Origin of the sequence: Marinobacter goseongensis, assembly GCF_023156235.1 — a bacterium.
Taxonomy (GTDB): domain Bacteria; phylum Pseudomonadota; class Gammaproteobacteria; order Pseudomonadales; family Oleiphilaceae; genus Marinobacter; species Marinobacter goseongensis.
This window is the reverse complement of sequence record NZ_JAKZAI010000008.1, coordinates 23,584-39,882: the sequence shown is the minus strand read 5'-3', so window position 1 is coordinate 39,882 and position 16,299 is coordinate 23,584. Positions and strand designations below refer to the sequence as shown.

Here is a 16,299-nt window from a genome sequence, read left to right as displayed (position 1 = left end):
AATGAAACTGAACATCCGCCATGACACGACCTACACCTACGATGCGCCCATGCACAACGGCATTCAGTACCTGCGCCTGACACCCCGCAACACACCGCAGCAGAAAATACTGGAATGGCATCTCACCACCCCCGGCGAAACCAGCCAGATGACCGACGGTTTCGGTAACCTGGTGACGGTGATGACCATGGACAAAGCGGTCTCCGAGATCACCCTCACCGCCGAAGGCATAGTGGACCTGACCGGCAAACCGCTGACCAGGGACGATTCCCCGTTTCCGCCGGCGGTCTTCCTGCGCCACACCCCGCTAACCGAGGCAGACAAAGCCATCAAGGCGTTCGCCAGCCAGTTCTCACCGAACAAGCGCAGCCTGGTGAGGATGATGAACCGCATTCTGGAGCACATCGAGTTCATGCCCGGTGCCACCAAGGTCACCCACACCGCAGCCGAGGCCTTCAAACAGAAAGCCGGCGTGTGCCAGGACCATACCCACATCTTCATTTCCTGCTGCCGCCACATCGGGGTGCCCGTGCGCTACGTCAGTGGCTACATCCACACGTTCAGCGAAGACCACCTCTCCACCCACGCCTGGGCTGAGGCCTGGCTGGGTCACAACTGGCACACCTTTGATGTGGTCAATCTGCTCAATGTGGCAGAGAGTCACATCAAACTGGCGACGGGACTGGATTATCGCGACGCCGCACCGGTGCGCGGCATCCGCAGTGGCGGCGGCATGGAAAACCTGCACACTCGCGCCTGGGTGACCCTGGCCGGTGATGGCCAGTAACAAAAAGCTTTGAAAACACACACGCCAAATCATGTTTTCCTCGCAGAAAGGATTACACTGGGCGGATTCCGACGACCCGAGGGCAGCCCCCATGACTTACTGCGTGGCGATGCGCCTGGCCGATGGCCTGGTGTTCGCATCCGATTCCCGCACCAACGCGGGCTTTGACCAGATTTCCACCTTCCGTAAGATGCATGTGTTCGAGCAGCCGGGCGAGCGGGAACTGGTCATCCTGTCTGCTGGCAATCTGGCCACCAGCCAGAGTGTGATCAGCCTGCTGGAGAAGCGCGCGGGTTCCGAAGAACCCAATGTGTTTTCCACCACGTCGATGTTTGAAACGGCCGAGATTGTAGGCAAAACCATTCGCGAAGTGGTCCACCGTGACAACCCTGATGGCAGGATCAATCACGTGGATTTCAGCTGCTCGCTGATTCTCGGCGGCCAGATAAGCGGTGAAGAGTCCAGACTGTTCAACATCTACCCCGAAGGCAACTTCATTGAAGCCACGGTAGAAACGCCGTATTTCCAGATTGGCGAATCCAAGTACGGTAAACCGATACTGGACCGGGTGGTGAGCTACCAATCCTCCCTCGACCGGGCCTATCAGTGTGCATTGATCTCCTTCGACTCAACCATGAAAAGCAATTTGTCGGTGGGTATGCCCATTGATGTGGCGATCTACCGCAACGACGAGCTTAAGCCCTGCTTTACAGACCGGGTCGGTGAATACGATGACTACTTTCATCAGCTCCGCCAGCAATGGCACCAGGGCATTCAGGCGTTGATTGAAGGCCTTCAGCCGCCCCGGGTAAGGTGAGGCGCACGGCTTGGTGGGCGTTGCCGGCGGCGCTCAGCCGCCGTAGCCCGTCAGTTCCATGTAACCCACACCACCGTGGGAACCGGTGACCGACACCGGGCTCTCCCAATAGGGGAAAAGCCCATTGTTCCAATAGTCACCTGCGGGTGCTTCGATAAGCAGGTCCACCTCATGCGGTGGAATGCGCAACCGCCACTGCGCCGGCACTCTGCCATGTTGCGATGTCTGCCAACCGGCCGGTTCCAGCAACAGGTCACCAGCGCCCAGCGATTCCACGTCGCCGTTGGCGTTGATCCAGCTACCGGATACAAACGCGCCTTCGTCCTCGCGCAGGCGAAACGCCATAAGCTTGTAGCCACCGTCCAGATGCAGTGCAAACCAGTCCCAACCCTGCTGGCCGGCTTTCAGAAACTGACTGCTCCACTCCCGATCAAACCAGCCGAGCCCGGACACCCGGTGAACCTCTCCGTTCAGTGTTACCTCACCGGCAATCGCCAGATTCACCAGGCTGAAATACATCGAGCCCTCGCCACTGGCGGATTTGGCGCTGAACCCATGGTCGCCATGGGCAACCGGCTCTCGCTGCACTGTTAACCGCAGATCGTAAGACCACCCCTCACCATTGACCTGCAAGCGCCATTGCCCTTCTTCCAGGGCCTGTAAGTGCCAGTCATCCAGCCACACGTTGAACGGCTCGGCCGTGGCGCCGGCCTGCCCGATATCACCCCGGGCCAGCTTTTCCGCGAACCCGTGCTGTTCCCGGAAAGACACGGCGGCGTGGGCCATCCAGCCCGCCTCCATGGGCCAACGGTTGGCGGCGGGCGCCGGTGCATCGGCGTCGCGGGCCACCAGAGCCTGGCGAAACTGAGTCCATTGCAGTCCCAGCGGTTCACCCTGATCAGTGGTGAGGTTGGCGGTCAGATACCACCATTCAATGCGATGGCGTGGATGAGGGCCGAAGTCTTCCGGAAAACGTAGCCGGTCCCCGGGTGCAGGCTGGGCAAACTCGCCCGCATCCGCCTGCTCATCCAGCCCGGCAAACCCGGAAGACGGCGGAGACTCCGAACAGGCTGACAACGCCAGACAAAGCACCAGTGCAGCCCGCCGCAGCGAACCCGGGAATCCCATCATCGCTCACCCCCACCTGCCACATTGGCCATGGCCGGCACCGCAGCCACACCATGCAGCTGCCGGCGCATCAATGTGGCGATGGCCAGACCAATGGCGAGGCACAACACCAGCATTTCCAACCAGAATCCCGGATATACCGCCATGGGTAGCGACCAGCCGAAGGCCAGGGGATTGATCCGGCCCACCAACACCCAGGTCAGCCACACGCCCAGCGGTAACGCCACCAGAGCCACGGTGCCGGTGAGCACCAGCGCCAGCCACCGCAGCTGCGCTGCCACCTCCCGCCGTGACAGGCCTCACACCGACAACAGGCGGTAGTACCAGGCCCGCGACGAAAAGAAGACCCACCCCATCATCAACAACGACGTACCGGCCAGCACCAGGGTCAGCACGGTAATGGCACGGGTCAGCAGGAACGTTTGATCAAACACCCCGGACGCCAGAGCCTGGATGCTGCGATTGTCCCGCACCGTGAGCTTCCCGGCGTTCCAGACCTCCGTCAGGCCCTGCTCGATCTCCGTCATGGTCACGTCTCCCGGGTTCATTGACAGGCTCTCGAACTGCGGCCGGAACGCCTGCGGCAGACGCTGCCCGGCCGCCAGGATCTCGCCGGCGGGCCGACCGTAATCCGCGTAGACGCCCAGTATCGCGAATTCCCGGGCCTGCCCCCCCACCGTGAGGCCAAGGGAATCACCGGGTTTGAGGCCCTCCCGCCGCGCCAGCTGCTCGTTCACCATCACCCCCTCACCGGCCGCCAGCTTGCTCCAGGCATCGGCCACCGACGTCTGCAACGTCCAGCCAGTGACCAGGGGCCCGATGGGGGCAATGGCAAACAGATCCACCTCCACCGGCGCGCCGGACCCGGCCGCCGCGCTTAACCGGGCAGTGCCACGCTGCACCAGATGCCAGTCGCCCAGCTCCGTGCGACTTGCCAGGTAACGGACACCGTCTGCGGCCCGGGCCGCGTCCGGCACTTCAACATAGAACTCCGCCTCCAGCCGTTGCGCCAGCCAGGCCTCGAACGTGTCTTCGAAGGTGGTCACCAGGGCCTGCACCGCCAGCACCATGGCCACGGCAAACTGCAGCGCCACCACCGGCAGCGCCAGGCGGCGAAACAACACGGCCAGTTCCCGACGCTGCCACAGCACCAGCCCCCCGGCCCGATCCGACCACCACTGGGCGCTGGCCGACAACAGGCGGGGCGTTAATACGCCCACGGCCACAAACACCAGGGCGATGCCGGTGAACAGCCAGGTCAGGCCAGGGGTAACGCCGACCATCACCACCCCGAGAAACAGCATCGCAAGCCAGAGCGACGGCCCGGCAGCGGACACACCGGGCAGCTTTGCCCACAGCCTTTGGTCAGTAAAGCAGGCCACCAGTACCATGGTGACCATCACCACCGCGGGCAACGCGAAGCCGCCACCCTCCACCGCATACAGCGGCGTATCAAACAGGCCTTCCAGGGCCTGACCAAAGCCGCCGCCCAGCACCGCCGCCAGCCATCGCCCGAGCCAGATTCCCGGCAGCACGCAGAGCGCCGCCAACACCACCATCTCCATCAGCAACAGGCGCTGGACCCGGCCGGGAGGTACCCCGAAACGCGCCAGCAGGGCAAAACTCTCCCGGCGCTGCACCCGGCCCATCTGGTACACACTGCGCACCAGCAGAGCGGTAATCAACAAGACCAGCACCCCTAGTGCATCCAGATTGAGCAGGAAACTCTCGCCCAGCTCTCCGGTTGCCGGGCCCAGGGAAAAGTCTTTCAACTCATAGCCGGGGGGCAGCTCAGCCGGCAGCACCGTGACCGGCACCAGCAGCGACAGCGTGCCGGGGTTGTCCTGATCCACCAGCGCTGCCGCGTCGCCGATATCGAGGAAAGGTTCGCCGATCAGGGCGTCGCCACCGGCCTGGCCGGGCACCTGGTCCCCGAAACAGCCACCGGCAAACGGATCCACGCCGATGACCCGCCCAGCCGGGGCCGGCCGCCGCACTTCCAGCCAGGGCATAACACACAGGCCCTGACGCCGCAGCACGGCAAAGTCCCGCACCGACACCGCCTGGCCGTCAACCCGCACCAGCTGTTGCTGCCCCGCCACCGCCCGTTCGCTCTGGGCCAGACTGGCCCGCGCGCGCTCGGTCAGGTTGCTGACGCCGGTCCACAAGGTGGTCGCCAGCACAATCATCAGCGCCAACGCCAGCAGTTGCAGCGGATGCCGACGGTAATGGCTGAACAGCGCGACAAACAATGTCATGACGGGCTCGGGGCGGCACTGGAAGCGGTGAGCACGGGCTGGTCGTGCCCGAGATCCAGCCGGTACTGGCAGCGCGCGGCCAGCGCCGGATCGTGGGTGGCGAGAATCAACCCGCAACCGGTACTTTGCTGCAGGCTGAACAGGCTGTCTGCCACTGCATCGGCGGTATGGTGATCCAGGCTGCCGGTGGGTTCGTCCGCCAGTATCAGCCCGGGTTTCATGGCAAACACCATGGCCAGGGCGGCACGCTGGCGCTGGCCGCCGGACACCTGATCCGGGTAGCGATCTGCCAGTTCACCAATGCCCAGCTGAGCAAGCCAGTGTGCAGAGCTGGCTTGCGTTTGCCCCGCCAGCCTTGCGCGGAAACGCACGTTGTCCCCCAGAGACAACGCCGGCATCAGGTTGGCATCCTGAAACACCACGCCAATGTCACGGCGTCTCAGCCGCGCCCACCGTTCGGAAGCCGCCTTCGGCGACCGGCCACCGGCCGCCGGGAAAGTCTCACCGAACGCCTGCACCTCCCCCTGATCCGGTGTTTCCAGACCACAGAGCAGGTTCAGCAAGGTACTTTTGCCCGAGCCCGAGCGACCGGTCAGCGCCAGTGAGCCACCGTCCGGCAGTGAGAAGGACAGCTCCGACAACACGGTGACCGTATCGCCGGCACCGGCAAAACGCTTGCTCAGGTGGGTCACCCGGATCACGGGCTCTGTCATGGCTTCAGCCTCTTTAAGCGATGGGTTCGGCAGCTTCCCCGCGATCACGCGCGCGCCATTCGCGGAACTGCTCAAGATACGACAACAGCGCCGGAATCACTGCCAGCACCAGCAGCGTAGACAGACCCAGCCCAAATGCGATGGAGGTGGCCATGGGAATCAGGAACTGCGCCTGCAGGGAGGTTTCGAACAGCAAGGGTAACAACCCGCCAATGGTGGTGAGTGAGGTCAGCAGGACCGCGCGCACCCGCTGAACTGCGGCTTCGTTCAGGGCATCGTTGATGCCCAGCCCCTTCTTGCGAGCATCGCCGTAGAACGCCACCAGGATGATGGCGTTATTGACCACAATGCCCGACAGACCGAACAGCCCGAACAACGACAGGATGGTCAGCTGCAACCCCATGATCCAGTGGCCAAGCAGCGCACCCACCAGGGCAAACGGAATGATCGCCATCACAATCAATGGCAGGCTCCAGGAGGCAAACACCCAGGCCAGCACCACGTACATGAGCCCGAGACCAATCATCAGACCGGTTTTCATGTCCGCCATGGTTTCCCGCTGATCCGCGGAGCGACCTTCAAAACTGTATTGCAGGTTGTATTTCCGCACCAGCTCGGGAAGCACGTTGTCCGCCAGGTTGCCGAGCACCTGATCCGCCGTGCTGATGCGGGTGTTGAGGGACGCAGTGACCTCCACCGCCAGCTCGCCGTCGGCATGGCGCAGGGCCTCGAAGCCCTGGCGGTGGTCCAGGTTCATCACCTGGGTCAGGGGCACAAAGCGGCCATCCGGCACCCGCACCGTCATGCGCGCCAGCGACGCCATACTCTCCCGCTGGGCCCGGGGCAGTTGCACCCGCACCTCCACTTCGTCGCGGCCATCCTGGTAGATCTGCGCAATGCGACCGTCGTACGCCGCCCGTAACTGCTGGCCCAGATCCGTGGTGGTCAGCCCCAGCGCCTCGCCATAGGCGCTGACCTGATACACCAGTTGTTCCCGGCCCCAGGGCATGTCGTCTTGCACATCCAGCACTCCGGGCAGACTGCGCACCGACTCCGCCAGGGATTCCGACGCCAGTTTGAGGTCGACGGCACTTTCACCGGTGAGCCGCACATTGATGTCACGGCCGGGCGGCCCGGACTGACGCTCGGAGATGTTCAGGGAGTCCAGCCCGGCCGGCAGATTCAGGCGCTCACGCCACTCGGTAATAAAGGTGGGGTTGCGCACATTCCGCCGGTCCGAGGGCACTAGCTCAACCATCATGGACCCCAGCTCGTCACCAGCGCGTGACGAGCCCTCCGCGCCCTGGGTGCTGCCATGGGTGGTGACTGCATGCAGGATCAGATCACCGCCCAGGGCCTCCTCGGTGTCATTGAGCGTGCGCTGCATATCGGCCAGAAACCTGTCCACGGTTTTCCGGTTGGTGCCCGCCACAAAGCTGGCATTGGCGTACAGCACCGACGGCTCCGGCGTAGGGAAAAAGTTGAACCCGAGCCGCCCGCCCGCCAGCAAACCCACCGTGACCAGTGCCAACGCCAGCGCAGCCGCCAGCGTCGCGCCACGATTGGCGAGGGTAAAACGGGAGAACGCACGGAAACGGCCGTCCCGGAAGTGATCGAAACGTTGCTCGAACCGATTGCGAAACCGGGTGACCGGGCCCGGCTGCGGCGGCTCCACGTCTTTCTGGCGGCCGCGTTTTTTGCGGCGGGGAACGAAGGCGTGCCGCAGGTGGGCCGGCAGCACGATGAAACATTCCAGCAGCGAAGCGATCAGCACACAGATCATCACCAGCGGGATATCACCAAGAATGTTACCGATGACACCGCCGACCACCAGCAACGGCATGAAGGCGGCCACGGTGGTGAGCGATGACGCCAGAACCGGCCACACCATGCGCTTCGCTGCGCCTTCGGAGGCATAAAGGGCCTCCTCCCCCATGCGGGCATGGGCGTCGGCGTCTTCACCAACCACAATCGCGTCGTCTACGATCACCCCCAGCGCCATGATCAGGGCAAACAGGGAAATCATGTTGATGGAGCCACCGATCAGCCACAGCACCGCAAGCGCAGCGAGGAAGGCCGTGGGGATACCGATCGCCACCCAGACCGCCACCCGGCCCGGGAGGAAAAGGTACAGCAGGCAAACCACCAGCACCAGGCCGCCCAGACCGTTCTTCACCAGCAGCGAGATACGATCATCCAGCAGTTGCCAGGTTTCGTCATAGACCTCCATTGTCACCGTGGGCGGCAACAAGGGTCGGGTGTCTTCCAGCCAGGTCTTGAGAACCTCTGCGGCCGCCAGGGAGTTACCGTTCTCCGCTCTCTGCAACTGCAGTTCAACCGCTGGCCGGCCGTCCCGGTCCAGAGTGAGCTGACTTTCCCGGGCTTCCTGCCGGATGATGGCAATGTCGCCGAGGGTCAACTGAATGCGTTCGCCGCTGAGCACGGAAACCGTTTCAAAGGCCTGCGGGCTGCGGCGCTGTTCCACCGCCCGCAACTCCCGGGTGGCATCCTGCTGACCCATCATCCCGGCCGGCAGATCCCGCGATATGGCCCCCACCCGCTCGGCAATCTGGTCGAGGGACAGACCCAGGGTTTCCAGGCGCTCAATGGGCACATCGATACTGATCTGCTGCTCGGGCAAGCCGCGGATAGACACGCGGTCAATGCCCCGCTGCAGCAGTTCGTCTTCGAAGCGGTAGGCCAGTTGCCGCAATTCACGGCGGTCCACCTCGCCGGACACCAGCAACCTGGCCACGGGTTCGTAGCGCTCCAGCCGGGTGACCTGAGGCTCCTCGGCCTCGGCGGGCAGATTGGTGAATTCATCCACCTGCTGACGGACGTCGTCCAGCGCCTGAATCGGGTTGCTGTCTTCCTCGAATTCCAGGGTGATGGACGACACGCTCTGGGCCGAGGTGGAGGTCATTCGCTTCAACCCATCAACACTGCGCAGGCGCTGCTCAAGGGGATTGGTGATGCCCTGCTCCACGTCTTCAGCGGAAGCGCCACTCCACACCACGCGAACGCTTACCACGTCGAGAGCGAAGGTGGGAAAAAACTGAATATTCATGCGCGTCAGCGCCAGCACGCCGCCCAGCAGCATCACCAGCATCACCAGGTTGGCCGCCACCCGGTGATGCACAAAGAAACCGATCACACCCTTTTTCCGCCTCATTCCCCGGAGGCTCCGGTGTTCGCCACATCCACCTTCAGGCCGGTGATGGCATTGGGCAGATGGGTGGTGATGAGGCGAGCGCCCGCAACCAGTGCGTTTCCGGATACCAGCAAGCGGCGCTCACCGTTGTCGCCCCGGGCCTCGCCGATTCGCTCCACGGTGGCGCGTTCCATGCGACCGTCTGTGGTCAGCAAATACACACTGTCAGCGCCGTAGAGCGCACTGAACGGAATACTCACGCTGTTGTTCCGCGGGGCTCGTTCCAGGGTGACCGGCATCAGTGCGCCCGGGCGCAGACCGTCAGGCTCACCCTCAAGCTCGAGAATGGCCTCGGTGCCGGAGGCATCGCTGGTGCCGGCGAAACGGGCCAGACGGAAGCGGTGCTGACCATCGGCACTGGTGGCCATTAACGACTCACCCGCGGCCAGGGCGCGCTGCAACTCAGCCAGGAACACATCGGGCACCCGCGCCCGCAGCTCCAGGCCGTCAATTGGGTACAGTGACAGCAACGGCTCATTGCGGCTGACCTGATCCCCCCGCGCCACCTCGACTCCAGTCACGATACCGTCGAAGGGTGCCACCATTCGCGCTCGAGCCGCATCCCGCCGGGTGCTTTCCAGATTGGCCACGGCCTGGGCCTGTTTCGCCTGCAGGCTCTGCAACCGCGCTGGGTGTTCCTCAACCGCCCGTTGCCGGGTGTTGACCGTCAGCTCCGCGCGGGCGGCGGCGTCGGTGGACGCTTCCAGAGCCTCCCGGGAGGCCAGATTGCGATCGACCAGAGCGCGGGTGCGCTCCAATTGCCGGCGGGCGTTGTCAACAATGGCCTGCTCACTGGCAAGTGCCGCCCGATCGGTGCGATAGCGCACCTCCTCCGAGCGGATCTGCGCCTCCAGATCGGCCACCTGCGCCTCAGCCTGGGCCAGTGCCGGACCAATATCTGCGTCGTCCAGCGCCACCAGCAAATCGCCCGCGCTCACCTGCTGGCCCTCGGCGACCGGCCGTTCGCCGATGCGCCCTGCCAGAGTTGCGGTCACCGTCAGCTGCTCCGGCGCAAGCACCTCACCATAGAGCGCCAACACCGGAGTGTGGATCCCGGGCTCGACAGCCTGGACATCCACGCGCCAACTGCGTTCCGTGGCAGTGACCTCCACGGGCTCGGGACGTGTCATTTTCAACAACAGAAAGCCGGCGATGCCGACGGCAATGATCAGAAAGGGGATGAGTCGTTTGGACATGACATACTGGCCGGCTAAGGTGATTAATGCCGCTTGGGCGGTTCAACTCACGCTACTATACAATCAGAATACAATCAGAACGTGTCATTGGATCGGCAGGATCTCATCTTTGTGGCTTGAGCACAGCGATATCCGCCGCAGCACAAACGGAGAGCGATACCCTTGGCGTTGACCGAACAGCTCCATCTGCTGAATGCGACCCTGATCAACGCACTCATCGTGGTTGTGGTGGTGGTCATTCATAACGAGGCCCTGCTGCGCCTCAGCGGCTTTTTGGCGAGAATGCGCCAGAGTCACCATTTCCGTCTTATCACCGGCGTGCTGGGCATTCTTGCGACCCATACGCTCCAGGTCTGGATCTTCGGCCTGGCCTTCTACGTGATGCATCACGCCGAGGGGTGGGGCGAACTGGCCGGTAACTTCAGCGGCAGCCTGCTGGACTGCGTTTACTTCTCCTTCACCACGTTCACCACCCTGGGCTACGGCGACATCGAAGCCATGGGCATCCTGCGTTTTCTCACCGGCATCGAAGCGCTGACCGGCCTGGTGCTGATCACCTGGAGCGCCTCGTTCCTGTTCGTCGAAATGCAGCGCTATTGGCCAACCCGTTAACACCCGTTGTTGCGCCAGAGTGTAGTACAGCCGACGCATTCCTGAGTATCAAAAAAAACCCCGGGTGGCATGGATCCACCCGGGGCTAACGTTACCCGCTGTCTGTCGAAAACGGGAAACCGCCATCCGAAGACTCACAACCTGACTCTCAATAACGCACGCAACATGCAGCCCGGTTACCTCTATATACGAACTATGGCCAAACCGGATCAATTCCCGGTCGTCCGTGAGGAAATGCCGGGCCCACCAAACTACGCACAATTCACTACAAACATCTTATTGACATTTTTCTGGAACCTTTTCTAAGCGCCGTTCGTTTTGGTTCAGAGGCGGCCACCGCCTCGAACGACAATAACAAGCGGAAAGGTACCAAGATGGTCAGTTTCAACAAGAAATCGCTCCTGGCGGTTGTTGCAGGTAGTACCGTGCTAGCGGGTTGCCTTGACAGTGGCGGCCAGACCGGAAAGAACGCCAACCCGATCTTCGAGATCGATAACCCCAGATTCAGTCAGGATGGCACCAAACCCATCTTCCGTCCTCTGGACACCGAGTTCCCGCTTCCCAGCGATCCGCTGTTTTTCCTGAACCCGGAAAACGACGGCACCATGCTCAACGGCAACGACCCCACCAATCCGGTCACCACCGGGCTGGGCTTCGTTGACGGCAACTCCGTGCTGGCGCCTTTCGACATCAAGATCAGCGACAGTCTGGATCCGAATCAGACCCTGGACGCCCGCAATTTTGTTGAGGTGGACGGTGACGTTGTCCCCAACCCGGACCAGAACGTGTTCGTGCTGGAGATCGAACACCCCACGGGTGACGCTGTCTTCCAGCAACCGCGGGAAGTCGGTGGCGTGGTCGCCGCTGAACAGTATCGCCACGCCAAGCGCCTGGAAGCGCAAGGCGATACCGCAGCCGCTGAGGCCATTTATCAGGAATTGCTGGAACGGCGTTTCCGCATTGAAATCATTACTGTGGACGCCAACGGTCCGGCCGGAGCCGCCGGTGGTGCCGAAAACAACGCCATCCGCATTCTTCCGGTTCAACCGCTGAAACCGAAAACCAAATACGCGGTGGTACTGAGCAACGACATCCTGGACAAGAACGGCGACCCGCTGGTTCAGGAAATCCGCTTCCAGACCGCGTCCGACCCCGACTTTGTGCTCAGCAACCCGGCGCTTCAGCCCTTCCGCGACTCCATGTTGCCGGCGCGGACACTGGGCTCTGACTTCTTCGACTTCAAACGCCAGATACGCAGCGACAGCGGGCTAAGCGCGGCCGCCATACCCACGTTTGACGACGTGACCTTCGCCATCAGCTTCACCACCACGGCAGTGGAGGATATTCTGCTGGCCAACGCCGCACCCGCCACCTGGTTCCGCAACCACCTGCTCGTCGATCGCAAACAGGCAGTGCTGAATGCGCTGGTGGCCGGCGACTTCAACCTGTCCGGCCAGTCGCTGAGCGGCGCCTCCGCCGAAGACCAGCAAATCAACGCACGCATATTTGATCTGCTGACCGATGAAACCTACCGCCTGTTCGACGCCGAACTCGCTGATACCCTGGCCGCGGCTGACGAGAACGGCATGAGTGTGCTGTACAGCGACCTGGTGGCTTCGGAAGATGACGACCGCCGGCTGGCGTTCATTCTGCAGGCGACTGCCACCCAGGCCGTGGAAGACTCGGTGAATGTCTCTGCCCGCGCGGCCGAGCTGGCGGCCGACGCGGCCGACATTCTGGAAATTCCCTCAGCTTACGACCCGGCATCCGGTGAGCCCTCACCAGTGCGTTTCTTCAGCCAGAAACTGGGGCGTGAAATCAATCCGTCGCTGGGCCAACAGGCCAATCTGATCGTGATCGATGACATCGACCTTCAGGTCTACGAGGGTGAGATCACGCTGCCTTATTATCAGCAGCTGCCCAACGGCAGTGATGGCAGCCCACTGCAGACTGGCTCCTGGCAGCCGGCGGACTTCAGCGCCAACAGTGAGTTGCCACAAGCGCAGTCCAACCGCGTGAGCTATAGATTCCCGTTTATCCAAAAGCGGGCCGACACCAAGATTCCGATTATCGTTGGCACGCCCGACACCAACCCGCTCTTCGGTGGCCCGCCCACAGAAGGCTATCCGGTGATTATCTACCAGCACGCCGCTACCCAGGACCGCTCGGCGATCCTGCCGATGGCGACTGCTGCGGCGCTGCTCTGTCTGGCAGACGGTGGGGGCGTTCCGAGCAACAGCGACAACTGCTTCATCACCGTTGGCATCGATCTGCCCCTCAACGGTGTGTTCGGCGAAGCCGCCGCCAGCGCCCGGGATGAAGACGACCCCGCGACAACACCCGGTATGGTGGAGATCTCGCAGCAGTCCGGTGCGTCTGCCGATGCCACCGAAAGGCATTTCGGTTTCACCGCCAACGATGCCATGCAGGCGGTGGCCCGGGATCAGGTGGCCAATCCGGAGTCGGGTAGCCTGTTCCTCAACTTCACCAACTTTGCCAACACCCGCGACAACATGCGCCAGGGCGCGCTGGATCTGCTGAACATCAACGCTCTGCTGCCGGCCATTGAAGCGGCCATCAACCAGTGCGCGACGGACGGCGCCTGCGACGACGGCACCAGCATGAACACCGACCGTGTGTACTTCATCAGCCACTCGTTGAGCGGCATGGGCGGTGTGCCCTATCCGGTGATCAACAATCTGGCGGCGGAGGACAACCCCGACCTGAATCCGATTCTGGGTTCGATCCTGTTCAACACCGGCGGCCAGTTCTCGCGCATCGCGGAAAACTCCCGCGAGACCATTGCCCCGGAGCTGCTGCCAGGCCTGGTAGCGGCGTCTGACGGCCTGCTGGCCCAGGGCAGAACGGAGCTGAACATCTACTTCAACGTATTCCAGGCGCTGCTGGACTCCACCGATCCGGCCGCCTTCGCGCCGCTGTTCCTGGAGAGCGGCAACGAAGCCACCCTGTTGACCTCCATCGTCGGCCTGGAAGGCGACGCCAATCGCCCGTCTGACGCAACGATTCCCAACGCCGCGGACGATCAGCTCTACGATCAGGGCCCGCTGGCGCTGGTGACCTCAACGGGCTTCGAGATCGACAGCCGCCCGGCCCCGCTGGCCGGCACCGATCCCATGGCTCGCTTTATGGGCGCCGTCAGCATCGACAACGCAGACGGCAGCGATGACGGCACCCGCCCGATCATCACCCGCTATCTGGAAGGCGCCCACGGCAACCCGATCTCCGCGGGCCAGAAAGGCTCTGAGCCGTTCAGCTCCAGCGCGGTGTTTGACGAGATGACCACGCAACTGGTGGCCCTGTTCCGCAGCCGCGTGGACGCCGACACCCCGTTTACCGTGGACGTGACCAACGACTGCGTGGTGCAGGGCGTGGGCAACGCGCCGGGCGATGCAGAGTGTGACGGTGCCACCGACGGCGGCGCCGAGCCGGCTGACGGTGACGGATCCGACGGCGGAGACGGTGGCGATGGCGGCGATGGCGGCGGCCTGCTTGACGGTCTCTTCGGCGGTCTGATCTGACGGCAACGTTAAAACGTCGCCCCCGGGCCCCGCAACAAAGTGCGTGCGGGGCCCCAAGAATAAAAGAACTGGAGCAGTAGAAATGACAACAAGAAATTCTTCCCGCTTTACCCGAACCCGACTGTCGCTGGCTACGGCGGCGCTGTCATCCATGGTGTCGACCTCCGCCATGGCCTTTAGTTTTGATCTCTACGGCATCGACGCCTCTTTCAGCACCACCCTGACGGCAGGCATCGGCGTGCGTGTTGAAGATCAGGACCCGGATCTGATCACCCAGGGCAACCTCGGTACCGAATTCGCCTACAGCAATACCGGCGCATCCTCCAACAATTTTGACGATGGCAACCTCAACTTCGAGAAGGGTGACCCCTACTCGCAGATCCTGCGGGGGCGGTCCGAACTTTTCCTGGACTATAGCCCGGACAGCGATTATCTCACCCGGATCGGCGCGCTGATCCGTGGCAGCTACTTCTACGATTTCGAGCTCAAAGACAACGAGCGCGCAGTGGATCCCGTCGGGCAACGCCGCGAACTCAATCCGGAGGCCAAAGATAACGCCGCCGGCGCGGATCTGCTGGACGCTTACATCTTTACCGACTGGTACGCCGGCAACACCCCGATTTCGGTACGCTACGGCCGCCAGGTACTGAGCTGGGGTGAGAGCACCTTTATCCTCGGCGGTATCAACACCATCAACCCGATCGATGTGCCAGCGTTCCGCACACCCGGCGCCGAGTTAAAAGACGTTCTGCTGCCGGTCAATATGCTGTACACCTCCGTCGGCATCACCCCAGAAATCAACGTTGAGGCCTTCGTCCAGACCGAATGGGAACCGTTCAGGGTGGATGACTGCGGTACCTATTTCTCGTCTGCGGATGTCGCGGCGGACGGCTGTGGCCCAGTGCTTCTGGCGGGGCAGGTGCCCGATGCCCAGGCCTTTGAAGAAGGCTTTGTGGCGCCCCGGCGGGGCGACGTGGAGCCTGGTGACAGAGACCAGTTCGGCGCCGCCGTGCGCTGGTTTGTCCCGGCTCTCGATTCCGAGCTGGGCTTCTACTACGTCCGCTACCATAGCCGTTTGCCGTACCTCAGCGGCGTGGTCAGCAACCCGGAGAGCCCGACGGCAAACCAGATCAACGATCCCAACGAGCCGTTCACCCGCTTTCCCAGCTACTTCATTGATTACCCGAAGGGTATCGACCTGTACGGCATCAGCATCAACACCACGCTGCCCACCGGCACCTCACTGGGTGCCGAATACAGCTTCCGCCCCAACATGCCGATTCAGTGGAACACGTTCGAGCTGATCTACGGCGGCCTTCAGCAACGCGGCCCGGACGGCCAGGTGGTAAGTAAGCTCGAGCAGCAGGTGCGAGAGGACGACCCCGACCTCAATTACGCCGGCAAGGCCGTTGATGGTTATGACCGTTACAACGTGTCCCAGGCCCAGGCTACCCTGATCCACTTTGTGGACCGGGTGTTCGGTGCGAGCCGGCTCATCGCCATTGCCGAAATCGGCGCCACCTATGTGCACGACCTGCCGAACAAGAGTGAGGCCCGCTATGGACGGTCGGGGCTCTTTGGCGTTGGCCCGGTGCCACTGGACGGCCCATCTTTCAGCGGCGACCTGTGCAGCGAAGGACCCGGCGACGAAACCACCCGGTTGAACATCAACCCCACCAACTGTGGCTCTGATGGTTTCACCACGTCGTTCTCCTGGGGTTACCGCACCCTGTTCGCCCTGGATTACTCCAACGCCATCGCCGGCATCAACCTGCTGCCGAAGTTGTTCTTTACCCACGATGTTGAGGGCTATGCCCCGGATCCGGGCGGCAACTTCAAGGAAGGTAACAAATCGGTGAGTCTGGGTCTGGACGCTAACTACCAGAACACCTACTCCGCTTCCATCAGCTACACCTCCTACTTCGGCGGTGATTACAACGAAATCTCGGACCGGGACTTCGTTGCGGCCAGCGTTTCCTACTCATTCTGATTCACGAACCACAATCACAAAGGAGTCACTTGTGAACAACTACCGTAA

General features: G+C 62.5%; 11 protein-coding genes. 5 read left to right on the top strand and 6 right to left on the bottom strand.

Features of this window, described 5'->3' with window-relative positions; genetic code table 11:
- The first annotated feature begins 1 nt into the window (after nucleotide 1).
- Both MLC70_RS08860 and MLC70_RS08855 read left to right on the top strand, forming a co-directional pair.
- A complete protein-coding gene (locus MLC70_RS08860) occupies nucleotides 2-787 on the top strand; it encodes a transglutaminase family protein (RefSeq protein WP_248183157.1) in 786 nt (261 codons plus the stop codon).
- 91 nt (nucleotides 788-878) lie between these two features.
- Entirely contained in the window at nucleotides 879-1,604 is a 726-nt protein-coding gene (locus tag MLC70_RS08855) for a proteasome-type protease (RefSeq protein WP_248183155.1), read from the top strand.
- Nucleotides 1,605-1,637: 33 nt separating this feature from the next.
- Here the strand turns inward: MLC70_RS08855 and MLC70_RS08850 are convergent, their stop codons facing one another.
- Genes MLC70_RS08850 through MLC70_RS08830 form a run of 6 tightly spaced genes read right to left on the bottom strand, consistent with a single transcriptional unit; the run spans nucleotide 1,638 to nucleotide 10,110 of the window.
- A complete protein-coding gene (locus MLC70_RS08850; RefSeq protein WP_248183151.1) occupies nucleotides 1,638-2,735 on the bottom strand; it encodes a lipocalin-like domain-containing protein in 1,098 nt (365 codons plus the stop codon).
- Nucleotides 2,732-3,028: an FtsX-like permease family protein gene (locus MLC70_RS18660; protein ID WP_345799547.1), complete on the bottom strand. Its 297-nt coding sequence runs from the start codon at nucleotides 3,026-3,028 to the stop codon at nucleotides 2,732-2,734. Before MLC70_RS18660 ends, MLC70_RS08850 begins: the two co-directional genes overlap by 4 nt.
- Before the next feature lie 3 nt (nucleotides 3,029-3,031).
- Nucleotides 3,032-4,990 carry an FtsX-like permease family protein gene (locus MLC70_RS08845; protein WP_345799543.1) on the bottom strand — a complete coding sequence of 653 codons (1,959 nt, stop codon included), beginning with the start codon at nucleotides 4,988-4,990 and terminating at the stop codon, nucleotides 3,032-3,034.
- A complete protein-coding gene (locus MLC70_RS08840; protein ID WP_248183150.1) occupies nucleotides 4,987-5,703 on the bottom strand; it encodes an ABC transporter ATP-binding protein in 717 nt (238 codons plus the stop codon). The genes MLC70_RS08845 and MLC70_RS08840 overlap by 4 nt, the downstream gene beginning before the upstream one ends.
- Before the next feature lie 13 nt (nucleotides 5,704-5,716).
- The gene (locus MLC70_RS08835; RefSeq protein WP_248183147.1) at nucleotides 5,717-8,875 is read right to left on the bottom strand and encodes an efflux RND transporter permease subunit; all 3,159 of its coding nucleotides are present in this window, start codon (nucleotides 8,873-8,875) and stop codon (nucleotides 5,717-5,719) included.
- Nucleotides 8,872-10,110 (bottom strand): efflux RND transporter periplasmic adaptor subunit, encoded by a 1,239-nt coding sequence (locus tag MLC70_RS08830; RefSeq protein ID WP_248183144.1) that lies wholly within the window; start codon nucleotides 10,108-10,110, stop codon nucleotides 8,872-8,874. The genes MLC70_RS08835 and MLC70_RS08830 overlap by 4 nt, the downstream gene beginning before the upstream one ends.
- A gap of 186 nt (nucleotides 10,111-10,296) precedes the next feature.
- On the opposite strand from MLC70_RS08830, the gene MLC70_RS08825 reads away from it, so the two are divergent.
- The 3 genes from MLC70_RS08825 to MLC70_RS08815 all read left to right on the top strand — a co-directional run bounded on the left by MLC70_RS08825 (nucleotide 10,297) and on the right by MLC70_RS08815 (nucleotide 16,251).
- Nucleotides 10,297-10,722, top strand: coding sequence for a potassium channel family protein (locus tag MLC70_RS08825; RefSeq protein ID WP_248183385.1), 426 nt, complete (start codon nucleotides 10,297-10,299; stop codon nucleotides 10,720-10,722).
- 374 nt (nucleotides 10,723-11,096) lie between these two features.
- Entirely contained in the window at nucleotides 11,097-14,261 is a 3,165-nt protein-coding gene (locus tag MLC70_RS08820; protein WP_248183141.1) for a hypothetical protein, read from the top strand.
- A gap of 82 nt (nucleotides 14,262-14,343) precedes the next feature.
- The gene (locus MLC70_RS08815) at nucleotides 14,344-16,251 is read left to right on the top strand and encodes a DUF1302 domain-containing protein (protein ID WP_248183138.1); all 1,908 of its coding nucleotides are present in this window, start codon (nucleotides 14,344-14,346) and stop codon (nucleotides 16,249-16,251) included.
- Nucleotides 16,252-16,299 lie beyond the last annotated feature (48 nt).